Origin of the sequence: Streptomyces sp. PT12 (genome assembly GCF_003311645.1) — a bacterium.
Classification (GTDB): domain Bacteria; phylum Actinomycetota; class Actinomycetes; order Streptomycetales; family Streptomycetaceae; genus Streptomyces.
Map to the genome: position 1 here is coordinate 92,810 of NZ_QEST01000023.1, position 21,593 is coordinate 114,402.

The 21,593-nt window shown below is 71.9% G+C and carries 25 protein-coding genes and 2 pseudogenes; 14 read left to right on the forward strand and 13 right to left on the reverse strand.

Going from position 1 to position 21,593, the window contains the following annotated elements; all coding sequences use genetic code 11:
- The first annotated feature begins 2 nt into the window (after positions 1-2).
- The 3 genes from eboE to DEH69_RS02975 all read left to right on the forward strand — a co-directional run bounded on the left by eboE (position 3) and on the right by DEH69_RS02975 (position 3,596).
- The gene (eboE, locus tag DEH69_RS02965; protein WP_113685285.1) at positions 3-1,184 is read left to right on the forward strand and encodes a metabolite traffic protein EboE; all 1,182 of its coding nucleotides are present in this window, start codon (positions 3-5) and stop codon (positions 1,182-1,184) included.
- A 16-nt stretch (positions 1,185-1,200) separates the two neighbouring features.
- Complete coding sequence (locus DEH69_RS02970) at positions 1,201-2,571, forward strand: alkaline phosphatase family protein (protein ID WP_113685286.1); 1,371 nt, start codon at positions 1,201-1,203, stop codon at positions 2,569-2,571.
- Between the two features lie 392 nt (positions 2,572-2,963).
- A complete protein-coding gene (locus DEH69_RS02975; RefSeq protein WP_113685287.1) occupies positions 2,964-3,596 on the forward strand; it encodes a DedA family protein in 633 nt (210 codons plus the stop codon).
- 20 nt (positions 3,597-3,616) lie between these two features.
- Here DEH69_RS02975 and DEH69_RS02980 read toward each other — a convergent pair whose 3' ends face one another.
- The gene (locus DEH69_RS02980) at positions 3,617-4,111 is read right to left on the reverse strand and encodes an acetamidase/formamidase family protein (RefSeq protein ID WP_309302752.1); all 495 of its coding nucleotides are present in this window, start codon (positions 4,109-4,111) and stop codon (positions 3,617-3,619) included.
- Between the two features lie 475 nt (positions 4,112-4,586).
- Here DEH69_RS02980 and DEH69_RS02985 point away from each other — a divergent pair, with 475 nt between their 5' ends.
- The gene (locus DEH69_RS02985; RefSeq protein WP_113685288.1) at positions 4,587-5,069 is read left to right on the forward strand and encodes a MarR family winged helix-turn-helix transcriptional regulator; all 483 of its coding nucleotides are present in this window, start codon (positions 4,587-4,589) and stop codon (positions 5,067-5,069) included.
- A gap of 247 nt (positions 5,070-5,316) precedes the next feature.
- Here the strand turns inward: DEH69_RS02985 and DEH69_RS02990 are convergent, their stop codons facing one another.
- The gene (locus DEH69_RS02990) at positions 5,317-6,669 is read right to left on the reverse strand and encodes a cation:proton antiporter (RefSeq protein WP_113685360.1); all 1,353 of its coding nucleotides are present in this window, start codon (positions 6,667-6,669) and stop codon (positions 5,317-5,319) included.
- 200 nt (positions 6,670-6,869) lie between these two features.
- On the opposite strand from DEH69_RS02990, the gene DEH69_RS02995 reads away from it, so the two are divergent.
- Both DEH69_RS02995 and DEH69_RS32305 read left to right on the forward strand, forming a co-directional pair.
- Positions 6,870-7,586: a Clp protease N-terminal domain-containing protein gene (locus DEH69_RS02995; protein ID WP_113685289.1), complete on the forward strand. Its 717-nt coding sequence runs from the start codon at positions 6,870-6,872 to the stop codon at positions 7,584-7,586.
- A gap of 107 nt (positions 7,587-7,693) precedes the next feature.
- Positions 7,694-7,837 (forward strand): annotated as a pseudogene (locus DEH69_RS32305) (putative quinol monooxygenase); the annotation flags it as partial.
- Between the two features lie 182 nt (positions 7,838-8,019).
- On the opposite strand, the gene DEH69_RS03005 reads toward DEH69_RS32305, so the two are convergent.
- Entirely contained in the window at positions 8,020-8,520 is a 501-nt protein-coding gene (locus DEH69_RS03005) for a GNAT family N-acetyltransferase (RefSeq protein ID WP_113685290.1), read from the reverse strand.
- 109 nt (positions 8,521-8,629) lie between these two features.
- On the opposite strand from DEH69_RS03005, the gene DEH69_RS32310 reads away from it, so the two are divergent.
- The 3 genes from DEH69_RS32310 (at position 8,630) to DEH69_RS03015 (ending at position 10,204) form a co-directional block, all read left to right on the forward strand.
- Positions 8,630-9,082, forward strand: a complete 453-nt coding sequence (locus DEH69_RS32310; protein WP_258534389.1) for a hypothetical protein — start codon at positions 8,630-8,632, stop codon at positions 9,080-9,082.
- A complete protein-coding gene (locus DEH69_RS03010) occupies positions 8,992-9,699 on the forward strand; it encodes a membrane dipeptidase (protein WP_258534390.1) in 708 nt (235 codons plus the stop codon). The genes DEH69_RS32310 and DEH69_RS03010 overlap by 91 nt, the downstream gene beginning before the upstream one ends.
- Positions 9,700-9,895: 196 nt before the next feature.
- Positions 9,896-10,204 carry a hypothetical protein gene (locus DEH69_RS03015; RefSeq protein WP_113685291.1) on the forward strand — a complete coding sequence of 103 codons (309 nt, stop codon included), beginning with the start codon at positions 9,896-9,898 and terminating at the stop codon, positions 10,202-10,204.
- Positions 10,205-10,237: 33 nt separating this feature from the next.
- Here the strand turns inward: DEH69_RS03015 and DEH69_RS03020 are convergent, their stop codons facing one another.
- Positions 10,238-10,942, reverse strand: a complete 705-nt coding sequence (locus DEH69_RS03020) for an SIMPL domain-containing protein (RefSeq protein ID WP_113685292.1) — start codon at positions 10,940-10,942, stop codon at positions 10,238-10,240.
- Between the two features lie 78 nt (positions 10,943-11,020).
- On the opposite strand from DEH69_RS03020, the gene DEH69_RS03025 reads away from it, so the two are divergent.
- From DEH69_RS03025 to DEH69_RS03035, 3 genes are all read left to right on the forward strand, one after another.
- On the forward strand, positions 11,021-11,158 hold the full coding sequence (locus tag DEH69_RS03025; protein WP_181727224.1) for a hypothetical protein: 138 nt from the start codon (positions 11,021-11,023) through the stop codon (positions 11,156-11,158).
- 22 nt (positions 11,159-11,180) lie between these two features.
- Positions 11,181-11,840 carry an ATP-dependent endonuclease gene (locus DEH69_RS03030; RefSeq protein ID WP_113685293.1) on the forward strand — a complete coding sequence of 220 codons (660 nt, stop codon included), beginning with the start codon at positions 11,181-11,183 and terminating at the stop codon, positions 11,838-11,840.
- A gap of 260 nt (positions 11,841-12,100) precedes the next feature.
- Positions 12,101-12,823, forward strand: a complete 723-nt coding sequence (locus DEH69_RS03035) for a DinB family protein (protein WP_113685294.1) — start codon at positions 12,101-12,103, stop codon at positions 12,821-12,823.
- Here DEH69_RS03035 and DEH69_RS03040 read toward each other — a convergent pair.
- The 3 genes and pseudogenes from DEH69_RS03040 to DEH69_RS32315 all read right to left on the reverse strand — a co-directional run.
- Positions 12,820-13,035, reverse strand: coding sequence for a hypothetical protein (locus DEH69_RS03040; protein WP_113685295.1), 216 nt, complete (start codon positions 13,033-13,035; stop codon positions 12,820-12,822). The two genes, DEH69_RS03035 and DEH69_RS03040, sit on opposite strands and share 4 nt — an antisense overlap.
- A 176-nt stretch (positions 13,036-13,211) precedes the next feature.
- A complete protein-coding gene (locus tag DEH69_RS03045; protein ID WP_220131164.1) occupies positions 13,212-13,787 on the reverse strand; it encodes a recombinase family protein in 576 nt (191 codons plus the stop codon).
- 271 nt (positions 13,788-14,058) lie between these two features.
- Positions 14,059-14,139, reverse strand: a pseudogene (locus DEH69_RS32315) (transporter); the annotation flags it as partial.
- 87 nt (positions 14,140-14,226) lie between these two features.
- On the opposite strand from DEH69_RS32315, the gene DEH69_RS03055 reads away from it, so the two are divergent.
- Positions 14,227-14,508, forward strand: coding sequence for a metal-sensitive transcriptional regulator (locus DEH69_RS03055; RefSeq protein ID WP_010358257.1), 282 nt, complete (start codon positions 14,227-14,229; stop codon positions 14,506-14,508).
- A gap of 113 nt (positions 14,509-14,621) precedes the next feature.
- On the opposite strand, the gene DEH69_RS03060 is transcribed toward DEH69_RS03055, so the two are convergent.
- From DEH69_RS03060 to DEH69_RS03075, 4 genes are all read right to left on the reverse strand, one after another.
- Positions 14,622-15,197 (reverse strand): rhodanese-like domain-containing protein, encoded by a 576-nt coding sequence (locus tag DEH69_RS03060; protein ID WP_113685296.1) that lies wholly within the window; start codon positions 15,195-15,197, stop codon positions 14,622-14,624.
- A gap of 137 nt (positions 15,198-15,334) precedes the next feature.
- On the reverse strand, positions 15,335-16,078 hold the full coding sequence (locus DEH69_RS03065) for a sulfite exporter TauE/SafE family protein (protein WP_113685297.1): 744 nt from the start codon (positions 16,076-16,078) through the stop codon (positions 15,335-15,337).
- The gene (locus tag DEH69_RS03070) at positions 16,075-16,440 is read right to left on the reverse strand and encodes a rhodanese-like domain-containing protein (RefSeq protein WP_181727225.1); all 366 of its coding nucleotides are present in this window, start codon (positions 16,438-16,440) and stop codon (positions 16,075-16,077) included. Before DEH69_RS03070 ends, DEH69_RS03065 begins: the two co-directional genes overlap by 4 nt.
- A 36-nt stretch (positions 16,441-16,476) precedes the next feature.
- Complete coding sequence (locus DEH69_RS03075) at positions 16,477-17,841, reverse strand: MBL fold metallo-hydrolase (protein ID WP_113685299.1); 1,365 nt, start codon at positions 17,839-17,841, stop codon at positions 16,477-16,479.
- A gap of 163 nt (positions 17,842-18,004) precedes the next feature.
- Here DEH69_RS03075 and DEH69_RS03080 point away from each other — a divergent pair, with 163 nt between their 5' ends.
- Positions 18,005-18,316, forward strand: coding sequence for a hypothetical protein (locus DEH69_RS03080; RefSeq protein ID WP_113685300.1), 312 nt, complete (start codon positions 18,005-18,007; stop codon positions 18,314-18,316).
- On the opposite strand, the gene DEH69_RS03085 is transcribed toward DEH69_RS03080, so the two are convergent.
- Together DEH69_RS03085 and DEH69_RS03095 are read right to left on the reverse strand one after the other, a co-directional pair.
- The gene (locus tag DEH69_RS03085) at positions 18,264-19,067 is read right to left on the reverse strand and encodes a phosphotransferase (RefSeq protein WP_258534401.1); all 804 of its coding nucleotides are present in this window, start codon (positions 19,065-19,067) and stop codon (positions 18,264-18,266) included. The genes DEH69_RS03080 and DEH69_RS03085 overlap by 53 nt on opposite strands.
- Positions 19,068-19,350: 283 nt before the next feature.
- The gene (locus DEH69_RS03095) at positions 19,351-21,591 is read right to left on the reverse strand and encodes a tetratricopeptide repeat protein (RefSeq protein ID WP_258534391.1); all 2,241 of its coding nucleotides are present in this window, start codon (positions 21,589-21,591) and stop codon (positions 19,351-19,353) included.
- Positions 21,592-21,593 lie beyond the last annotated feature (2 nt).

The following is a 21,593-nucleotide window of genomic DNA, read 5'->3' on the forward strand; positions in this document are numbered from 1 at the left end:
CGATGCGCTTCCTGCACCCCGACGGGTCCACCGTCCACCTGGCCTACTGCACCAATGTCCACCCGGCCGAGACCCTTGACGGGGTGCGGGCCCAGCTCCGCGACCACTGCGAGCCGGTGCGCCGCGCCCTGGGCCGCGAACGGCTCGGCATCGGCCTGTGGCTGGCCCGCGACGCCGCCGCCGCGCTCGTCGCGGACGCCGATGCCCGCCGCACGCTGCGCGGCGCGCTCGACGCCCGCGGCCTCGAGGTCGTGACCCTCAATGGCTTCCCCTACCGGGGGTTCGGCGGCGAACGTGTCAAGTACGCCGTCTACACGCCCGACTGGACCAGCGGGGAACGCCTCGACCACACCGCCGACCTGGCCGCGATCCTCGCCGAGCTGCTGCCCGACGACGTCGCCCACGGCACCATATCCACCCTGCCGCTGGCCTGGCGGCACCCGTTCACGCCCGCCGACCGCGCCCGCGCGCTCGGCCATCTCACCGAGCTGGCCGGGCGGTTGGACGCCCTCGCCGAGCGCACGGGCCGCGAGATCCGCATCGCGCTCGAACCCGAGCCTGGCTGCACCGTCGAGACCACGGGCCAGGCCGCCGACATCCTCACGGGCCCCGACGCCCCGCCGGGGCACCGCGTCGGCGTGTGTCTCGACACATGCCACCTGGCCACCCAGTTCGAGGACCCCGACCAGGCCGTCGACGGGCTGACCGCCCGGGGCGTCGCCATCGTCAAGTCCCAGCTCTCGGCCGCCCTGCACGCCGAGCACCCGGGCCGCCCCGAAGTCCGCACCGCCTTGGCCGACTTCGCCGAGCCCCGCTTTCTTCACCAGACCAGGGAACGCGTCCACGCGGGCGTCAACGGGCGCGACGACCTCGACACCGCGCTCTTCGGCCCCGACCCGCTCCCTGGCCGCGGCCCCTGGCGGGTCCACCTGCACGTTCCGCTGCACGCCACGCCGACCCCGCCGCTCACCTCCACGCTGCCGCAGCTCCAGCGCGCCCTGGCCCGCCTGGTCGGCGGCGAGCACCCGCTCACCACCCACCTCGAGGTCGAGACCTACACGTGGCAGGTGCTGCCGCCCGCGCTGCGCCCGCGCGCCCCCGAGCAGCTCGCCGAGGGCATAGCCGCCGAACTCACCCTCGCCCGCGACCTGTTGACCGGCCTCGGCCTCAAGGAGCTGCCATGACCCGCAAGGAGCTGCCATGACCCGCCCCCTGGTCGTCATCGACGTGGTGGGCCTGACCCCGGCCCTCCTCCCGCACATGCCGCGCCTTGCCGCCCTGGCGGGCAAGGGGTCGAGCGCGCCGCTCGGCACCGTGCTGCCCGCCGTGACCTGCTCGGCGCAGGCCACGTTCCTCACGGGCGCGCCGCCGTCCGAGCACGGCATCGTCGGCAACGGCTGGTACTTCCGCGGCCTGGGCGACGTGCTGCTGTGGCGGCAGCACAACGCCCTGGTCGGCGGAGAGAAGGTGTGGGATGCGGCCCGCCGCGAGCGGCCCGGCTACACCGTCGCGAACGTCTGCTGGTGGTACGCGATGGGCGCGGACACCGACTACACCGTCACCCCCCGTCCCATCTACTACGCCGACGGCCGCAAGGACCCCGACTGCTACACGAGGCCCGTCGAGCTGCGCGACGAACTGGTCGGGGAGTTCGGGGAGTTCCCGCTCTTCCAGTACTGGGGGCCGACCGCCAGCATCGTCTCGTCCCGCTGGATCGCGGGCGCCGCCCGCCACCTGCTCACCAGCCGCCGCCCCGACCTCACGCTCGTCTATCTGCCCCATCTGGACTACGACCTCCAGAGGTTCGGCCCCGATGGCCCGCAGGCTCGCGCGGCGGCGGCCCAACTCAACGACGAGCTCGGCCCGTTGCTCGACGCCGCCGAGACCGTGGGGGCGCGGGTCCTGGTGCTTTCCGAGTACGGCATCACCGGCGTCTCGCGCCCGGTCGACATCAACCGCGAGCTGCGCCGCGCCGGGCTCCTGGAGGTCTACACCCAGGCCGGGATGGAGTATCTGGACCCCTGGGTCTCCCGGGCGTTCGCCGTCGCCGACCACCAGCTTGCGCACGTCTACGTCCGCCGCCCCGAGGACCTGGCCCGCACGCGCGAGGTGCTGGCCGGGCTGCCCGGCGTGGACGAGGTGCTCGACGAGACGGGCAAGAAGAGCGCCGGGCTCGACCACGAGCGCGCGGGCGAGCTGGTCGCGGTGGCCGAGCCGGACGCGTGGTTCACGTACTACTACTGGCTCGACGACGCCCGCGCCCCCGACAACGCGGCCACCGTGGACATCCACAAGAAGCCGGGCTACGACCCGGCCGAGCTGTTCTTCGACCCGACCGACCGCATGGCCAAGCCGCGCGCGGGCCTGGCGCTCGCGCGCAAGAAGCTCGGCCTGCGCTACCGCATGAACGTCGTCCCGCTCGACGGCTCATGGGTGAAGGGCAGCCATGGCCGCCTCCCCTCGACCCCCGACGAGGGCCCCGTCCTCATCTGCTCGGACCCCGACGCCCTCACCGGCGAGCCGATCGCCGCCACGGAGGTGAAGGACCTCATCCTGAAGCTCTCCCTCTGACGGACGCCCCGCCGCCGCGGGCAGGGGCGCGCGTCAGCCGTCCAGGTAGCGCAGCGCCGCGAGACCCCTTCTGCTGTAGCCGCCCCCGCCCCCGGCAGCCCCAACGTGTCGAAGATCGCGTTCACCTGCTTCTCCACCGCGCTCGTCGACACGCCAGCCCGGCCGCCATCAGCGCCCACCGGCGCGCCACCTGCCCCATGCCCGCCGCCAAGCTAACGCGGCGGGCCGGGGAAGCGGAGTGCGGTTTTCCGCACAACCGCCGCTGGGGCGGCCCGCATGGCAGCGCCCCACGGGGACTTTGTACCGTTCACTGTGTGATCTCTTCCTCCGCACCCCTTCCCCTGGCCTCACCCGAGGACCCCGGCGGTATCGCCGGGTGGGCCACCGACCTCATGGAGGCCCTCGGCGCACCGGGCGCCGGCGCGGCCATCGCCCTGGAGAACCTGTTCCCGCCGCTGCCGAGCGAGGTGATCCTGCCGCTGGCCGGGTTCACCGCGAGCCAGGGCGACATGAGCCTGTGGGCCGCGCTCGTGTGGACCACCATCGGCTCCGTGGTCGGTGCGGTGGCGCTGTACTACCTCGGCGTGTGGCTCGGCAGGGAGCGGCTGATCGCGATCGCCGACAAGCTGCCGCTGGTCAAGGTCGAGGACATCGAGAAGACGGAGGCGTGGTTCGCCAAGCACGGCAGCAAGGCCGTCTTCTTCGGCCGCATGATCCCGATCTTCCGAAGTCTCATCTCGATCCCCGCGGGGGTCGAGAGGATGCCGCTGCCCACGTTCCTCGCGCTGACCACGCTGGGCAGCGCCATCTGGAACAGCCTCTTCGTCCTCGCCGGATACCGCCTCGGCGAGGACTGGGAGCGCGTCACCGACCTGGTGTCGGTCTACTCCAAGGTCGTCCTGGTCGTGGTGGCGCTCGCGCTCGTCGCGTTCGTCCTCTACCGCGTGTTCAGGCCGGGGAAGGGCAAGCGCCGCGCCTCGTCGCCGCCCCCCCCGCCGCAGGACCGGGAGCCCGACCACTCCTGATCGTTTCCGGTCCCGCCCGTTCAGTCCCGGAAGTGTTCCTTGCTGATCGTCGCGTGGACCCCGACCGTGCGGTCGACCACCTGGGAGACGTGGAAGTCGGCGGCGGCCGACAGGTACGCGTAGGCGACCGCTCGGTCCATGCCCTGGTCGTGCTCGAGGAAGTCCAGGGCGTTGACCACGGCCCGGCGCATCGCCACATCGAGATCGCTGAGCTGCCCGCCGACGCCGCCGTCCGGGGCGGACAGGCCGACGGGCAGCCACGCGTCCTCCGTCTCGCCGAACGGGTAGCGGAACGCCACCGATGGCGCGTCCCCCGACCCCGGCTTGCACACGGTCAGCCGGAACGTCGCCCGCAACGACCCCTCGACCGCCGTGAGCGCCACCTCGCCGTCGGCCATGGCGAAGTGCGGGTCGCCCGCGTAGAAGAGGGCGCCTTCGGCGAACACCGGCAGGGAGAGCGCCGAGCCGCGGCGGACCTGCTCGGGCAGGGACGGAACGTAGTGGTCGCCGTCGATGCGGCCCTGCCGGGCTGGAGCACGTCGCGGGGGTGGTCGTCGCGGCCGCGCCCGTGGGCTTGTGCGTGGGCCTGCGCCCTTGTTTGTGCGTGGGCGGGTGTGCTGGCGCCGATCACCCCGGCCGTGGCGCCGCCTCCGACGGCGGTCACGGCGGACGCGGCGCGCAGGAACCCTCGCCGCCCCAGTCCTTCGACGAGCAGGTCACGGGCGTGGCTGGGGTCGTGGTTCATGGCTTTTCTCCTGTTCCGCGCGGTGGCACGACGGCACCAGAACAGAACGCCCGCCCTTCCCGCCACCCCCGGGGCCAGGACGTTGCACCCCTCTAACGGGTCCGAAACCCCCGCGCACCGCCCGCCACTTCTCGGCCGCGGCGTGACATACGCCGGAAACGCAGCGATATGCATGTCGCGTAGCATGCATGTGCCGTTCAACCTGGAGTGTTCGACCTGGAGCGTTCGACCGGGGGTGAGGACGCGTGGCAGACGCCCGGGCCGCGGACATCGCCGCCATCGAGGCGGCGGTCGTCAGCCTGCGCCGCATCCACAGGCGCCGCGCCCTAGCCGCCCGGCTCGCCGCGCGGCGCGGTGAGTGGCCCGTTCGGCACGGGCAGCTGCCGGACGCGGTCGTCGAGTTGCTGGCCGCGATCGAGTCAGCGGCGGCGCGCGGCGAGACGTTGACCGTGAGCGAGGCCGCCGCCGTCCTCGGCGTGGACCAGCCGCGTTCGAGCCGCCTCACGGCGCAGGCCCTCGCGGCGGGACTCCTGCGCCGCGAGGCGGACCAGCACGACGGCCGCCGCTCGCTGCTGGCGCTGACTCCCGAGGGCCACGATGTGCTGCTCCGCATCCGCGACGTCCGCCGCAGGGTGGTCGCCGAGGCGATCGCGGACTGGTCTGAATCGGACCGCGCGACGCTTGCGCGTCTTCTGACGCGGTTCCTGGGGGATGTGAATCCGGGGTAGGCGGCGGCTACGGAGGGTCCGGTGGCGCGGGCCGCCTGCCGCGGTGGCCTGTTTCGTGGTGGGTGCGGGGCAGAGATCGGCACCTACGGGAGGGGGCGTCGGGTGACCGAGACGGCCGCACACCCAACACCCCTCCCCCCGTGGGTGCCCTCCCTGACCCGCACCGCCCTCCACCCGACACCCGGCCGACGGCGAACGGGAGGACGTCAGGACCGTAGCCGCCCCGCCAGGCCAGCGCAGCGCCCCCTCACCCCGACCCCCGCACCGTCGGCTGGTGCGGCACGTGCCAGGCCAGGGCGCGCTGTTCGCGGGTGTCCTCGTCCGCCGTGCGCTCCACGCGGCTCATCGCGAACCGCAGCAGCGGCGGCGCCATCACCGAGGTCAGCACCGCGACCAGCACCACGACCGAGAACATCTCGGTCGACAGCAGCCCGAGCCGCACCCCAGCCATCGCGATGATGACCTCGATCACGCCCCGCGCGTTCATGCCCGCGCCCAGCGCCAGCGCCTCCCAGCGCGACATGCGCGCCCCCAGCGCGCCCACGAACGCCCCGATGAACTTCCCCGCGATCGCCGTCGCCACCACCGCGCCCGCCCACAGCGCGATCACCGGGTCGGCCAGCGCCGTCAGGTCCATCCGCAGCCCCGCCGTGGCGAAGAACAGCGGGGCGAGCACGACCAGCACCGTGGTGTTGAGCGGTTCGAGCCGACGCGGGCCCACCTCCTCGGTCGTGCGGCCGATCAGGATCCCGCACAGGAACGCCCCGAACACCGCCTCAAGTCCCAGCGCGTGCGTCCCCGCCGCGGCCAGCGTGATCAGCACGACGGACGCCGCTATCGGCATGCCCCGCACCTCGGAACGCGCCGCCAGCCGCATCGCGGCCCCGACCACCACGCGCCCGACCGTTGCCGCGCACAGCAGCACCAGGCCCAACTGCCCGAACGTCCACACCAGTTCGCCGCCGTCCAGGCCCGTGGTCGCCATCGCGGCCACCACCGAGAGCAGCAGCCAGCCGATCGCGTCGTCGACCGTTCCGACGACGAGTATCAGCTGGCCCAGCGTCCGGTGCAGCAGGCCCATGTCGATCAGCGTGCGGGCGATCACCGGGATCGCGCTCACCGACATCGCCACGCCCACGAACAGCGCGAACGTCAGCGTCTCCGCCTCGGGCCCCCGCATGGCGTTCGGCAGCAGCAGCCCCAGGCCGAGCCCCATGGCCAACGGCACGAGCAGGCCCGCCGCGCTGACCCCCGCCGCCTTCGCGCCATGCCTGCGCACCAGCGACATGTCCAGGTGCACCCCGGTGAACCCGACCAGCAGCAGCACCCCCAACTGGCCCACGGCGTCCAGCAGATGCATCTGCCCCGGCTCCTGAGGGAACAGCCACTCGGCCACCCCGGGCGCCACCGCCGTCAGCAGCGACGGCCCCATCAACACCCCCGCGCACAGCTCCCCGACGATCGCGGGCATCCGCAACCGCACGGCGAGGCGCCCGAGAAGGAGCGCCATCAGGAGCAACAGGCCGATCTGGAGGAGGAGCAGCAGCAACTCGTGCTCCGGGATAGGCGCCACCGGAACGGAGTCGGCGCTCAAGGACATCACGAACCCCTTGTCGGACAAGGCGGGTTGACCCGGGTTTCCACCGTCCCGCCGATCTTAGGAGAGTTCGGGGCGCCGCGGGTCACCAAGCGTCAGAGAATCGTTACTGCGCGCACATCGGTTCGCCGCCCTGGTCAGGGTCATATCCAGGTGTCAACTCCGGGTTGACGCACCTCGTACTGTCAACCTACGGTTGACGCATGACGACGCAGATTCGGCTCGACGATCTGATCGAGGCCATCAAGAAGGTCCACGACAACGCCTTGGACCAGCTCGCCGACGCGGTGATCGCGGCCGATCACCTCGGTGAGCTGGCCGATCACCTGATCGGCCACTTCGTCGATCAGGCCCGCCGCTCGGGCGCCTCGTGGACGGAGATCGGCCGCAGCATGGGGGTCACGCGGCAGGCGGCGCAGAAGCGCTTCGTCCCCAAGGACGTCAGCGCCGACCTCGACCCCGCCGAGGGCTTCAACCGCTTCACGCCCCGCGCGCGCAAGGCGCTGATGGCGGGGCACGAGGCCGCCAAGGCCGCGGGGAACGACCAGGTGGTCCCCGCCCACATCGTGCTCGGCCTGCTGGACGACCCCGACGCGCTCGCCGGGGTGACGATCACCGAGCTCGGCGTCTCGCTCGACGCCGTGCGCGAGGCCGCGGAGGCCGCGCTCCCCGAGGCCGTCGCCGAGGTTCCCGCGCTCGTCCCCTACGACGCGGCGGCGAAGAAGGCGCTCGAGCTGACGTTCCGCGAGGCCCTGCGCCTGGGGCACAACTACATCGGCACCGAGCACATGCTGCTCGCCCTCCTCGAACAGGAGGATGGACAGGGGGTGTTGGCCGGTGTCGGCCTGGCCAAGGCGGCCGTCGAGGCGCGGATCGCCGAGACGCTGAAGGCGATCACGGCCTTCCCGAAGAAGGACTGAGCCCACGGACCGAGGCCACGGCCGACGTCCGAACGCCCGCGGGGGGCCGATGAGCCGAGGCCCCCCGCGGAGTCCTCACGGGGGCACTCGTCAACGAGGAGGCCCCCGTGAACACCGTCGCAGGAACGCTGACCGTCGCCCCCGAGGACCGCGACGCCTACCTGGCCGTCTGCCGCGAGGTCGTCGAGCGGGCCCCAAGAGCCCCGGGCTGCCTCGACTTCGCGCTCGGCCCCGACCCGCTCGACCCCGGGCGGATCAACGTCCACGAGCGCTGGGACTCCGACCTGGCCGTGGAGTTCTTCCGCGCCTCGGGCCCGCCCCCGCCCCGACACCCCCGGTCCTCGCGGCCGACATCCACCGCTACCGCATCTTCGCCATCGAGGCGCCCTGAGCCAGCGCTCAGCCCGGTCTCCCGCTCAGCCCGGTCTCCCGCTCAGCTCGGGCTCCTGCTCAGCCCCAGGCTTCTGGAGAAGCGCAGCGCCGGGCGGCCCGCGAGTACCGTCTCGCCCTCCTTTGTGAAGCCGTTCCGCGCCAGGACCGCGCGGGAGCCCGCGTTCTCCAGCGTCGTGGCCGCGCGCAGCATCGCCAGCCCGTACTCCGCGGCCGCCACCCCGCACATCTGCCGCACCGCCGTGGTGGCGAGTCCGCGCCCCGCCGCGCACTTGGCGATCCGGAAGCCCAACTCGGCCGCGCCGCCCGCCACATCGACGAGGTTGACCCGCCCGACGATCGCCCCCGCGATGTCCACCAGCACATGGAAGTGGCAGGTCCCGGCGGCCTGTTCGGCCAGCAGCGACTCGTGCCTGGCCTCGAAGTCCGCGAAGTACGCGTCCCCGCGGTCGGGCACTGACGCGGCGAAGTAGTCCCGGTTCTCCTGCTCGAAGGCGAGCAGGGCCGGAGCGTGATCGCGGTGGAGCCGCACGAGTTCGGTCATGGGAGAACGCTAGGCGAAGCCCTCGCTCCGGGCGAGACCGTCGACCCCGGCCATCGACCCCGGCCATCGGTCCCGGCCCGCGGCCGGGTCCGCGGCGCATGATGGCCGCATGTCCCACGCGTCCCCGCCACCGCGCCGACCGCCCCTGCTGTGGGAGCAGCACTGCTGCCTGCCGCTCGAACACCGGGCGGACATCGGCGAGTTGGCGCGTTGCCGCAGGCCGGGAGGCAGCTTTGTCTCGGTGAACGCGGGCTATGCCCCGCACCGCGCCGACGACGTCACCGGCCTGCTCATGAGCTGGCGGGCCCGGATCGCCGCGGACGGCCGCCTGCGGCTTGCCGCGAGCGTCGAGGACATCGACGCCGCCGCGCGGGCGGGTCAGGTGGCGGTGGCGTTCGACCTTGAGGACTCGGGGCCGCTCGAGGGCGTCTCGACCGGGTGCGCCACTTCCACGACCTCGGCGTCCGCACGATGCTGCCGAGCTACAACACCCGCAGCGCGGCGGGCGGCGGCTGCCTCGACGACGTCGACGAAGGGCTCACCGCCTGTGGTCGGGCGCTGATACGGGAGATGAACGCCGTCGGCATGGTCGCGGACGGCTCCCACTGCGGCGCCCGCACCGGGCTCGACATGTGCGAGGTCTCCCAACAGCCCGCGATCTACAGCCACTCGTGCATGCGCGCGGTGTGGGACCACCCCCGCGACATCACCGACGAGCAGGCGAAGGCGTGCGCCGCCACCGGCGGGGGCGTCGGCATCACGGGCGTCGGGATCTTCCTCGGCCCCAACGTCGTGGACATCGACGCGCTGGTCCGGCACATCGACCGCGCCGTCGACCTCGTGGGCCCCGACCGTGTGGGGCTGTTGACCGACCGACTACCCGTTCGACCAGGGGACTTCAAGGCGCTGCTCGAAGAGAGCCCCGAGCTGTTCCCCGAGTGCTACACCCGCCGGGGGGCCGATCGCGTTCCTGCCGCCGGAGGACCTGCTGACCGTCGAACGCGCGCTGTTCGCCCGGGGATACCCCGACGACGCCGTCGCCGCCATCCTGGGCGGCACCTTCCGCCGCGTCGCCGCGCGGGTGTGGCCCTAGCGCGAACGACGCCAACCACGTCACGCCCCCGCAGACGGAAGGACGAGTCACGCTACGCCCGTTTCCGCCACCCCGCCGAGCCGTGACGACCGGGTCGCCCTCGCCCAGGTGACCCATCCGACCCTTCCCGCCCGGCAGTTGACCGGGGACACCCGGCGAGGGCCCGATCCGGGCCCCCGGGGGGAAGGCCGAGGATCCTTCGGCGAGCCTGCCGGACCACGCCCGAGGTCCCGCTACGATCAACCTTCCGTCCACCCGATCGAGCGCCCGAGGGGTCGCGGCATGGAGCAGGTCATGCGCTGGCTGAACGACTGGCACGCCACCCACGAGGGCGAACTCGCCGCCCACCGGGTGCGTTTCCGGGGCGCGCCGCCCTCGCTCGCGCTGGAGGCCGGTTCCCACCTGGTCACGCTCGACATTCGCCCCGCCGACGCTCCCCGCGACGCACCGGCCCACCGCGTCCGCGCGGTGTTCCTCGACCAGGCGGCCGAGGAGACCTGGGAGGAAGAGGAGTTGGTGGCAAGCGAGGACGACCTGCGCGAACTCCTCGACCCCCTCCTGAAGTTCATGGTGGCCAACGCCGAATCCTGAAAGCGCGCGGCCCGTTCCCCGGCCCGGCCAGGGTCAGAGGGCGGGCGGGGTGATGGTGAAGCGGGCGTTGATCCGCGCGTACACCGTCTGGCGGCGGGGCTCCAGGTCGAGCGCGGGCGGCGGGGCCCCGGCCCCCGCGGGCGCCGAGCCGCGCATGCCGCCGTAGCCGCCCGCCACGGCCCCGTACTCGGGCTGCGCGTCGGCCCCCAGGTCGGCGATGTCGACCAGCCCGGCCAGCTCGGAGCCCACCGCCTCCGCGTACTCCCGCGCCCGCTCGACCGCCTGCCGCACGGCCTGCTGCCGCGCCTCGCGGTGCACGGGCGACCCGGGGCGCAGCGCCCACCAGGGCCCCGAAACGCTGGTCAGCTCCAAGTCCGCGAGCCGCGTGGTGAGTTCGCCGAGCGCGGTGAAGTCCACGACGGTGGCCTGGACATACACCTTCCCGTGGTACGCCCGCACGCGCTCCCCGCGGCCCGACCGCAGCTCGGGGCTGATCGCGAACGCCCCCGTCTCGATCTTCTCCACCGCCTCGCCATAGGACTTGAGCAGGTCGAGAACGGCGTTGTTGCGCCGCGTGAGATCGGTGAGCGCCGCCCGCCGGTCACCGCCCCGCGCGCCCACGGTGACCCCGAGCCTGGCCGTCTCGGGCTCCACCTCGAGCCGCGCCTCCCCGCGCACCGCGACCCGCGGCGGGCCGGGCGCGGGGGCGGGATCGGCGGCGTTGGCGGGCGACGTCATGGGCTCCTCCTCGGAACGGCGGCTCGGCGGCTGACGGGCTCGGTGGCTCCGCGGCTCGGTGCTCAGGCTACAAGCGCCGTGCCCCTCCCCATTGATGGGGCGGCGGGCTGCTCGACCCGCTTCCTCATCGCCGCCGAGGACGACTGGCCGCGCCACTGGTACGCGCGCGGGGGCTTCGCCGCGATCGGCAGCACCCACACGTTCCAACGCGCGTGACCTGATTGCGAGACTGGGGCCCATGAACGAGATGGCACGCTTCCGCAGGGCGCTCGTCGCCGGAGCCGCGGGCGGCGCGGCGGCGGCGACAGCGGCGGCGACGGCGCGCGACCTGGCTGCCGACATCGGCCTGCGCACGGTCGTGCTCGTCGAAGGGGGCAGCGACCAGGTCGCGGTGGAGGCGCTGGCGGCGCGCCGCGGCCGTGATCTCGACGCCGACGGCGTCGCGGTCGTGCCGCTGGGCGGCGTCACCAACATCGGCACGTTCCTTGCCCTGTGCGGCCCCTCGGGCCTCGATGTCAGGCTGGCCGGGCTGTGCGACGCGGGTGAGGAGCGCTTCTTCCAGCGCGGCCTCGAACGCGTGGGACTCGGCACCGACTTGACGCGCGCCACGCTCGAACCGCTGGGCTTCTATGTGTGCGTCGCGGACTTGGAGGACGAGCTGATCCGCGCCCTCGGCGCCGACGCCGTGCAGGAAGTCATCGACGCGCAGGGCGAGTTGCGGCCGTTCCACACGTTTCAGAACCAGCCCGCGCAGCGCGGGCGCACCGTCGAGCAGCAGCTCCGCCGCTTCATGGGCACCCACAGCGGCCGCAAGTCCCTCTACGCCCGCGCCCTGATCGACCACCTCCCCCCACCCCGCACCCCCCGCCCCCTTGACCGCCTGCTCGCCCACATCTGACGCGCTCGGCGGCCGGGCCGAGGACGCGCTGGGCTCGGCGGGGTCGGCCGCGTGGACGGCGATCCGGATCGCGGTGTTCGGCGTGCTGCCCGCGGCCCTCCATTCATCGGGGGTGTCGCGGGCGTGGCGGCGGCGACGTTCGCGGGCGTCGCACGGGGGAAGCGGCGCAGGGCGGAAATCCGTCGCGCCTCGCGGCGGTGAGCCGTTAGCCTCCGCACGAGCGGGGGCCGGGGACGCCACCGCGAAAGGGGGAACGGGACATGGCGACCATCGCGGGCTTGCGCACCGACCGACTCGGCCTGCTGCTCGACCAGTTCGACAAGGCCAGGGACATGGCCCAGGTGCGGCTGGCGGGGCTCGGCGACGAGGAGTACCTGTGGGAGCCGGTGCCCGGCTGCTGGTCGATCCGGCGCAGGGGCGAGGCGGCGACGCCGAGGGCGTTCGGGCCAGGCGACTGGCTGCTCGACCGGGGCGCCCCCGACATCCCGGCGGGCGAGTACGCCGAGATCGCCCGGCAGGCGGCGGGCGGCATGCCGGTCGCCAAGATCGCCGACGACTGGAGCGTGAGCGTCGAGCGCGTCGAGGAGGTCCTGGCCCACACAGGGCCGGTGGAGCCCGACGAGACCCCGGTCACGACGATCGCGTGGCGGCTCGGCCACCTGCACTTCTGTTTCGCGGGCACCTGGGAGTGGACGTTCGGCGAACGGAGCCAGGACCCCACGCGGCTGGTCGACTTCACGCCCGACGCGGCCGTGGCGGTCGAACGCTTCTGGGCGCTCATGGACCGCTGGCGCGACAGCGTCGCCGCCGTGACCGAGGAGCAGCTCGACACGATCGGCTTCTCGCAGTACCCGTACGGCTCCGACCCGGACGAGCCGTTTGTGTCCGCGCTGTGGGGCGGCAATCTCGAATTCATCCACCACATGGCCGAGATCGCCCTCCTCCGCGACCTCTGGCGCGCCCGCGCGACGGCGCGCGCCTAGCGGGTCGCTGGCTGGAGCGGCTGGCGCGGCTGGCGCGTGGGCGCGCCTGGGCGTGACGGGTCGGGGTCGGCGTTGGTCCAGGCCGGGCACTTGGCCGCCCACGCCTTGGCGTTCTCGGGGGTGTGTGCGGCGGCGATGAGCTGATGCACCAGGACGGCCGGGTTGATGAACGTACGGGAAATGGGTTCGTAGCAGGGTGACTTCTCGTACACGGGGAAAGGGGATGTGTCGTGTTCCGGATGCGACCCGCTGTCTCTGGTGATCGCGCGGCTATGGTCTCCGTTCCTCAGTTGGGCGCCGGACGTTCGCCCGGTTTCGGACAGGGACCTCTCGACGAACGCGCAACGTGGCCCTGTTCTCCCGAAGCCGCCGCGACGTGACAAGTAACTCAGCGTGCCGTTAGGGCCTTGGCTTCTGGGCGAGGTTCAGGAACCTCGCTGCCGGTGAGGGCGGCGAAGTCGGCGCGGGCCTGTTCGACGGCTTCCGGGTACGCCGCTCGTTTCTCGTGCTCGGCGAGTGCCCGGTAGATGCTGGCGACGGAGGGGTTCTGGCCCTTGCGCTTGCCGGTGGGGATGATCAGGTCGGGCTGGATCTGCTCGACGGACTCGCCGAGCTCCCGACGCCGCAGCACGGTGTGCAGCGTGTCGTCGGTGATGACCGGCGGTCGGCCGCCGTGCTTGCCCTTGCGGGCCGCGGTGTCGAGCCCCTCCAGCGTCGACTCCCGGATGTTCTCCCGCTCGGTCTCCGCCGTCGCCGCCAAGAACGCGAAGAGGAGCTTCCCAGGCACGGTGGGGGCGTAGATGCCGGGTAGGGGCCCGGCGAGCATCTCCAGGACCAGGCAGTGGGCGGTGAGGTGGTTGGCGAGCGCGGTGAGCTCGGCGGCGTCGCGGCCGAGCCGCTTCATCTCGTACACCGTGAAGATGACCCGGCAGTGCGGGGCGTGTGCCTTGACCTCCCGCGCCATACCCTTCGGACAGGCGTGATGTTCGATGTCTTCGGCGTCCGACCGGTCGGTTGGGGAAGGCCGCTGAGCCCGGATTTTCGCACCATGCAAGTCTCAGAAGGGGGTTGTCCCGCTTTTGAGGGAGAACGGGTTATGAGAACGAATCCGGGCTCGGTGGGGGTCCGGCGGCCCGTTCTTGATCTTGATCGCGCAAAGGACCGTTCATGAGAGCACCCGAGAACTCCTCTGTGCACCTCGCTCGTGGCACTTCCTGTACCGCGACTGTGCACACGTATTCGCCGGGGGTGCGCACGTCGATGACGGTCAGCTCGTGCGGGCGGGCGTTGTCCTGATCGGCGCGGAGGGCGGTGGTGGTGGGGCGACGGGGATTTTCCTTTGCCCGGTTGGGGTTGCCCCTTCGGTAGGGTACCTAAGGGGGTATCTCGAAGGAGTGTGGGTTGTGGAACTGGCGATGGCGGCTGAGGAACTGAAGACGGTGGTCAACCGGCTGCGCCGGGCACAGGGCCAAATCGCCGGCGTGATCAAGATGATCGAGGAGGGGCGGGACTGCGAGGACGTCGTCACCCAGCTCGCCGCGGCGTCCAGGGCTCTGGACAAGGCCGGTTTCGCGATCATCGCCACGGGGCTGCAGCACTGCCTGACCGATGCGGACATGGCTGCTTCCGGTGACCGGGAGCAGATGCGTACTCGGCTGGAGAAGCTGTTCCTTTCTCTGGCCTGAGTTGTGGTGCCGCGGTGTCGGATCAACCGCCCGGTTGAGGGCGGTTGGTCACAGGGCCTGGCATGCGAAGGGGGAGGGATCCGGAGCCGGGTCCCTCCCCTTTGTGGTGCGGTTCAGCGGTTACGCAGTGCGGCCAGCGTGTTGTCGAGGTCGGCGGCGCGGGGGCGGTTGTGGGGGAGCTTGGCGAGCATGGCAGCCATGCCGCAGGTGTTGGTCAGGGCGGAGAAGATCAGACCGCCCGCGATGCCGGCGGAGACGAGCTGGAAGGCGGGGTGGACGACGAGTCCGAGCAGCAGGCCGAGCAGCACGATCGTTCCTGCGGTGAGCCGTACCTGCCGCTCCATGCCCCAGGTGGCACGGGAGGCGCCCTGGGGGCGGTGGAGCTCGTGGCCGTCGGCCGCCCAGGCGCTGGTGCCTCCCGACAGGGTGACGGCGGTGATGCCGTTCTCCGCGAGGATCTTGCAGGCGTTCTCGGAGCGGGCGCCCGAGGCGCAGACGACCAGGACGTCACCGCGGTCGGTGGCGTGCCGGATGTCGGGCAGCGCGCGCTGGATCTGGTCGAGGGGGATGTTGAGCGCGCCGGGGAGATGGCCGCCGGCGTATTCGCCCGGGGTACGCACGTCGATGACGGTCAGTTCGTGCAGGCGGGTGCGCGCCTCGTCGGTGGTGAGGGCCGTGGGTGTGGTCATGGCAGATGTCATCCTTGTGTGTCGGAGTGTGGTGGAGCTTGATCTGACGGGAGCCGGGCTGAAGGCGGTGCTGGGATGCGCGGCCGGCTGGAGAAGCTCTCCCGGTCCCTGTCCTGAGCCGGTGGCGGCCCTCGTTTTCAGACGATCACGTCAACGAGCATGAAGGCCGCCACTGCCAGCAGGACACCGGCGAAGATCTTCTGAAGAGTGGTGCCGGGGATCTTCGTCATGAGCCGTTTGCCGTCCCAGGCGCCGAGGATCGCGGCTCCGGTGAAGGGGCCGATGATCTCCCAGTGGAGCCCGCCACCGGTGCCGGTGCGAGCGGCGAGCGCGGCGAGTGAGTTCACTGTGATGACGAGCAGGCTGGTGCCCACTGCCCGCCGCATGGCCAGTCCCAGGACGCTCACCAGGGCGGGCACGGCGAGGAATCCCCCACCGACCCCCAGAAAGCCCGTCACGGCGCCAAGTCCGGCACCGGCACCGGCCGCCTTGCCGGGATGGATCCGGTCCGGCGGCTCGGACGCGGACGGCCGCAGCATACGCAGGGCCGCCAGCGCGGCGATGACCGCGAACGCCGCCGTCAGCACCGCTTCGGGCAGGAGCCCGGCGACAGCGCCGGCGAGGAAGGCGGGGACGACGCCCGCCGCGGCGAACAGCGCCCCTGTCTTCCATGCCACGTTCCCGTCGCGGGTGTGGGCGTACAGGGCGGTGGCGGAGGTGGCGGTGACGATGATCAGGCTGGCGGTGGTGGCGGCGGCCGGGGTGAAGCCGAGCAGGTAGATCAGCGCCGGTACGGCAAGGACGCTGCCACCGCCGCCGAGGGCTCCGAGGGCGAGACCGATGACGGCCCCGGCGATGAGGGCGAGAACGAGTACGGTCACGCTATCCGGCCGCTGTTCCCGCGTTCGTCGACGACCGGGTGCCCGGCGGCGGCCCACGCGTTCATGCCGCCCTCAACGTCCACCGCCTGCGCTCCGCGCTCGGTGAGGAGCTTCGCGGCCTGCTGGGAGCGGTGTCCGCTGCGGCAGATCACCACCAGCGGACGGCCCTGCGTCTCGGCGGGCAGGGCGGCGCCGGCGACCAGTTTCGTCAGCGGTAGGTGGACGGCGCCCGGGGCGTGGCCCGCCGTCCATTCGGGCTTCTCACGGACGTCCAGCAGGACAGCGTCAGGCTGATCGCCACTGGTACGGCTGCGTGCCTCGTCGACCGTGACATGGGGCCCGTTTCGGCGAAAGAGGGACATCACATGCTTCCTTCCTTGCGGGGAGAACGGTCGAAATCAGCCGGAGGCCAGGGACAGCCCGGCATCCGCCGCCGCGTCGAAGCCGTCGTCGATGGCGACCACGGCGCGGCCGGCGGCATCCAGCAGGGAGGCGGCGATCGCCGCGCGCATCCCACCGGCGCAGTGCACCCACACCGTCCCGTCCGGCACCTCGCCGATACGGCCGTGCAGCTCGTGGATCGGGATGTGGACCGAGCCGTCGATGAAGCCGCCCGCGCGCTCCGAGTCCCGGCGCACGTCCAGGACGACCACCTTGTCGCCGCGCTCACGGACATCGGCGAGATCGGCGAAGCGGGCACGCGGGAAGGAAGCGAGCTGCTCGCCCTCGCGGATCCAGCCGACCGGGTCGCCGGTGGTGGCGGCGGCCGGGCGGTCGATGCCCACCCGCGCCAGCTCCCGCTGCGCGTGGCTGATCTGCTCCGGGGTGTCGGCGAGCAGGGTAACGGGCTTGCCCCACGGGATCAGCCAGGCCAGGTAGGTGGCGAGCTTGCCCTCGCCCTCGAAGTTGAACGACCCGGCCACGTGCCCCTCGGCGAAGGCCACGCGGCTGCGCAGGTCCACCACCCACTCACCCGCGGCCAGCCGCGAGGCGATCTCCTCGGCGTCCGCACGCCCCGGCGGGATGAGGTCGACCGGTGCGGGGCCCGCGGCGTTGGCCGGGCCCATGTGCGCGTAGTAGGCGGGCACGTCCTCCAGCCCGGCAAGCATCTGGGCGACGAAGGTGTCCACGTCCAAGGTCAGCGCGTCGTTGGTCTCGCGCTCCTTGCCGATCGTCGTCGCGTCCCCCTCGGCCTGGGAGGAGGAACAGAAGCTGCCGAACCCGTGGGTGGGCAGCACCGGCACCTCGTCATCCAGCTCGTCGGCCAGGCGGTGGGCGGAGGCGTGCTGGGCGCGGGCCAGCTGCTCGGTCAGCCTTGGTTCGACCAGGTCCGGCCGGCCCACGGAGCCGATCAGCAGGGACCCGCCGGTGAACGCCGCCACACGCCGCCCGTCCTCTTCCAGCACGTAGGAGGTGTGGTGCGGGGTGTGCCCCGGGGTGGCGATCGCGCGCAGCACCAGGCCCTCGTCCACCGTCACCGTGTCGCCGTCGGTGACGGCGGTGCGGGCGAAGGCCACGTGCGCCGCGGCCGGCACCAGGTACTGGGCGCCAGTGACGCGGGCCAGCTCCAGGCCGCCGGTGACGTAGTCGTTGTGCACATGGGTCTCGGCCACGAAAGCGATGCGCACACCGCGGTGGGCCGCTGCGGCGATGACGTGGTCGATGTCGCGCGGCGGGTCGATGACCACCGCGGCATTGGTTCCGCCAGCCAGGTAGCTGCGGTTGCCCAGGCCCTCGAACTCCAGGGTGTCAACGAAGAACACGACTCACAACTCCCTCTCGAACGGTGTACCCTGGGGGGTATCGGACACTCACTCTAACAGCTATACCCAGGGGGGTATTCCGTGGATGGAAGGCACCCCGCTCAAGGCGTCACCTGACGTCCTTCGGGTACCCGATGGGGTCCAGAGGGATCAGCCGTTCCGCATGATCCGGGAGTGTCCGGATCCCGCGCTGCGGCATCTGCGGCCGGGGACGCTGATGGCCTGGTGGGCGGTGGACCCGGGCGGCGCGCGAGGGGCGGGCGAGGGGCGGGCGTGGGTGCGGCGGGACTGCCTGTGGCCGGATCTGGTGCGGTACTACGAGGAGCAGGGGTTCACGCTGTTCCACGAGGTGGAACGGGACGCGTATCGGTTGTTCATGCTGGGCCGCCGTGCGGAGCGGGTCGAGACGCTGCCGGAGTCGTTCAGGGCAGGGGCACCAGGCCCCGGTGGGCGGCCCAGGCTTCCGTCGCCGTGAGCATGGCTTGGCGCGCGGCCATCTCAGGTTTGCGCTCGACCATCTCGTGCCGCATGCGGAGGTACGCGGCGGCGAAGGCGTCGATGGCCTCGGGGTCCGCATCGCGCCAGGCCGCGCAGCCGTTCACCCAGCTCTCGGCGCCAGCGGGCGTGTGTCCTGAGGCGATGAGCTGAACGACGAGCATGGCCGGGTCGATGAACCCGGCGCCCCGGGTCGGCCACCCCCAGTCGAGCGCCCTGATCCCGTTTGCCTCGATCAGCAGGTTGTACGGGTTGAGATCCGCGTGGAGCAACGTGTCACCGCGGAACAGTTCGCGTGCGGACTCCCGCGTCACGAATCGGTCCCATCGGGTCTCCGTCCAGGTCAGGGCGGGCTCGGGGAGGGGCACCTGGCCGATTTTGTCGACGAGTTCGACGACGGCCGACAGGTCGGGGGAGTCCGGGCCGAAGTCGGGCGTTCTGCCGTCCACGACTTCGAGGCCGAGCGCGATCCACGCGTCGTCGCCCGCGTCCCAGTGCAGCGTGGGTGCGAGGGAGGCGAGGAACGGGGTGATCAGCCGCTCGCGATTGATGGAGGCGCACCGCCACCCCTCGTTGCGCATGGCCTTGACGAAGAACGGCCCCTTCTCACACGTGACCACCCCCGCGAAATCCGTCCAGCCAACGGTCTCGGCGGGACGGACCCCGGCAATGTCCCCGGTGTACGGGCGAATGAGCTCTCGAAACGGCAACGTCGTCGGGTCGTCGGTCATGGCACTCACCACGCCCATGGTCTCGCACACCCCGCCCCCTCGACGCGCTCAGGCCGTAGTTCCGGGGTCGGCTTCGTGTTCCCAGGCTCTGGCTGCCGCGAGGTTGGGGGCCGTTCCGGTGGGTGTGTAGGTGAAGCCGCGGAGGACGTCCATCGGTGGACGCCGCCGCTTTTCGAATGGCGCCAGCGGGGCGTTGGGATCGGCGTGTGGAACGGCCCGCGATGGCTGGTTCGGCGGCCCGGGTCGGCGATGCTTGCCCATGGGTCCCGATGGTCTCCGTTCCTCAGCTGGGCGCCGGACGTTCGCCGGTTTCGGACAGGGACCTCTCGACGAACGCGCGCAACGTGACCGCCTTCGGATGGTGGAACTCCGCGAGCAACGGCAGCGCCTCCCGCCAGGCGGCGCGCGCCTTCTCGTTCTCGCCGAGCGCGTTCAACACGGACGCCAGATGATGAAGCCCAACAGCGGTCTGCCATTCATCGCCGATGGCACGGAACGTGGCAATAGCCTGCCGGTGGAAATGAACGGCCTCGTCCTCACGCCCCAACTCCGCGTACACCGTCCCCGCCGCATCCAACGCCTCGGCCTCGCGCCCACGGTCCCCGATGCGTCGATGGATGACCGCCGACCTCTGGAACGACACCAGCGCCTCGTCGAGTTGACCGCTGGCCTGCTGAACTCGCCCATGGCGGATCAGAACCCAAGCCTCCAACACCGCATAGCCTATGCTCCGAGCGATCTCTAACGCGGTGGAGGACGCGCGTTGCGCCTCCTCCAATCGTCCCGACTCCAGGTAGGCCAGGGAAAGGTCCGCGAGATCGTTTCCGTGGCTGTAGGTGTTTCCCGCTTGGCGGGCCTCCTCCGCCGCCCCACGCAGCAACGCGATCGCCTCATCCGCGAGCCCCAGCCCGAGGAGAGCTGTGCCCAGATTGGACCGAGCGATACGAGCGCCTTCGGCGTAGCCGATCTCTTCGCACAGGCTCACGCTGTCCTGGAAACCGAGCCTGGCCTCATCGAACCTGTGGCTGTCCAGGTGAACGAGCCCAAGGAGATTGAGAACGAATGCCTCGGCCTCGCGGTCCCCCAGGCGACGGAGCAGCGGCAGGGCACCCCGATGATGCGCGATCGCCTCGTCACGCCTGTGGGATTGGCGACACCCCATGCCCAGGAGGACAAGGAGCAGCGCCTCGCCCCGTAGCTCATTGCTCCGGCGGGCGGCTTCAAGACCGAGGCACCCCGCCTCGAACAAGTCCTCCAGCTGGCTCAGCGTCGTATAGGCGGGCATCAGCACCGCGGGAAGTTGCCAGGCGATGAGGGCACGTCCCGACTCGGACGCGACGCGTACCGAAGCGAGCAGATTCTTCCGCTCCGCCGCGAACCACTCCGTTCCCTCGCTGAGTTCGGCGAAATGGAGAGGCCGCGCCGACGCGTTCCGTTCCTCGGGCGGTATGCGCCAGATCCACTGGCGTCCGAGCACTTCAGCGAGCGCGTCCGCCGTGTGGAGGTACCAGTCGAGAACGCGGCCCAGCGCCGCGCGGCGGGCCTCCTCCGTGTCCAATTGCGTGGTCTGGTCGATCGCGTACGCCCGCAGCAGGTCGTGGAACTGGTAGCGGTCGGACGCCGTTTGCGCGAGCAGGTGCGCGCCCACCAGCACATCGAGTTGGCGTCGTGTGGGCCCGGGCGGCAGACCAGCTATCGCCGCTGCCGCGTGCAGCGAGAACTCCGGCGTCGGGTGCAGGCCAAGCAACCGGAAGAGGCGGGCGGCCTCGGCCGGGAGCGCCCGGTACGACCAGGCGAACACCGTCCGCACCGCGTCCGCCTCCTCGTCGTCCTCGGACGACAGCGCGTCCCACAGCGAGGACTCGTCGCGGAGGTCGTCGATCAACGCGCCCAGCGGAACGCGCGGCCGGGCGGCGGCGCGTTCGGCCGCGACGCGCAGGGCGAGGGGGAGGCGCGCGCACAGGCGGGCCAGCTCGGCGATGTCCTGGGCCTCGTCCGCCCGGTATCCGGCAGTCGTCCCGCGTAACAGTTCCAACGCGGCCGGTTCGTCGAACACATCCAGCGTCAGCCTTTGCGCCCCGTCCCTCGCGACCAGCCCTGACAACCTGCTGCGGCTCGTGATCAGTGTCAGGCACTGACCGGCGCCCGGCAGCAACGGCCGCACCTGCCCCACGGTGGCCGCGTTGTCCAGGACCACCAGCACGCGCCGGTCGGCCAGCAGGCTGCGGAACGCGGCGGCCCTGGCATCGAGATCGAGAGGGATCGCCTTGGGAGGCATGCCCAACGCCTCAAGGAAACCCTCCAGGGCGCGGGCGGGGCTGATCGGCGCGCCGGGGTCGTAGCCGCGCAGGTTGACATAGAGCTGCCCGTCAGGGAAACGGGCCCGCGCCCGGTGTGCCCAGTGAACGGCCAGCGAGGTCTTGCCCACTCCGGCCGTCCCCGCGATCACACAGACACGCGCAGACCCGCTCTCGTCATCCGCGAGCAGCTGGTCGAGCCGGTCCAGGTCGGCCGTGCGATTCACGA

Excerpts from the sequence above, each read along its gene's own strand:
- DEH69_RS02990 (WP_113685360.1), bottom strand. The coding sequence starts at position 6,669 with ATGTCCTTGAGCGCCGACTCCGTTCCGGTGGCGCCTATCCCGGAGCAC.
- eboE (WP_113685285.1), top strand. The coding sequence starts at position 3 with ATGCGCTTCCTGCACCCCGACGGGTCCACCGTCCACCTGGCCTACTGC.
- DEH69_RS03070 (WP_181727225.1), bottom strand. The coding sequence starts at position 16,440 with ATGTCCCTCTTTCGCCGAAACGGGCCCCATGTCACGGTCGACGAGGCA.
- DEH69_RS03035 (WP_113685294.1), top strand. The coding sequence starts at position 12,101 with ATGGCGACCATCGCGGGCTTGCGCACCGACCGACTCGGCCTGCTGCTC.
- DEH69_RS03030 (WP_113685293.1), top strand. The coding sequence starts at position 11,181 with ATGAACGAGATGGCACGCTTCCGCAGGGCGCTCGTCGCCGGAGCCGCG.
- DEH69_RS02975 (WP_113685287.1), top strand. The coding sequence starts at position 2,964 with ATGGAGGCCCTCGGCGCACCGGGCGCCGGCGCGGCCATCGCCCTGGAG.
- DEH69_RS03020 (WP_113685292.1), bottom strand. The coding sequence starts at position 10,942 with ATGACGTCGCCCGCCAACGCCGCCGATCCCGCCCCCGCGCCCGGCCCG.
- DEH69_RS32310 (WP_258534389.1), top strand. The coding sequence starts at position 8,630 with ATGTCCCACGCGTCCCCGCCACCGCGCCGACCGCCCCTGCTGTGGGAG.
- DEH69_RS03015 (WP_113685291.1), top strand. The coding sequence starts at position 9,896 with ATGGAGCAGGTCATGCGCTGGCTGAACGACTGGCACGCCACCCACGAG.
- DEH69_RS03080 (WP_113685300.1), top strand. The coding sequence starts at position 18,005 with ATGATCCGGGAGTGTCCGGATCCCGCGCTGCGGCATCTGCGGCCGGGG.
- DEH69_RS03010 (WP_258534390.1), top strand. The coding sequence starts at position 8,992 with ATGCTGCCGAGCTACAACACCCGCAGCGCGGCGGGCGGCGGCTGCCTC.
- DEH69_RS02995 (WP_113685289.1), top strand. The coding sequence starts at position 6,870 with ATGACGACGCAGATTCGGCTCGACGATCTGATCGAGGCCATCAAGAAG.
- DEH69_RS02970 (WP_113685286.1), top strand. The coding sequence starts at position 1,201 with ATGACCCGCCCCCTGGTCGTCATCGACGTGGTGGGCCTGACCCCGGCC.
- DEH69_RS03085 (WP_258534401.1), bottom strand. The coding sequence starts at position 19,067 with ATGACCGACGACCCGACGACGTTGCCGTTTCGAGAGCTCATTCGCCCG.
- DEH69_RS03060 (WP_113685296.1), bottom strand. The coding sequence starts at position 15,197 with ATGACCACACCCACGGCCCTCACCACCGACGAGGCGCGCACCCGCCTG.
- DEH69_RS03005 (WP_113685290.1), bottom strand. The coding sequence starts at position 8,520 with ATGACCGAACTCGTGCGGCTCCACCGCGATCACGCTCCGGCCCTGCTC.
- DEH69_RS03045 (WP_220131164.1), bottom strand. The coding sequence starts at position 13,787 with ATGGCGCGGGAGGTCAAGGCACACGCCCCGCACTGCCGGGTCATCTTC.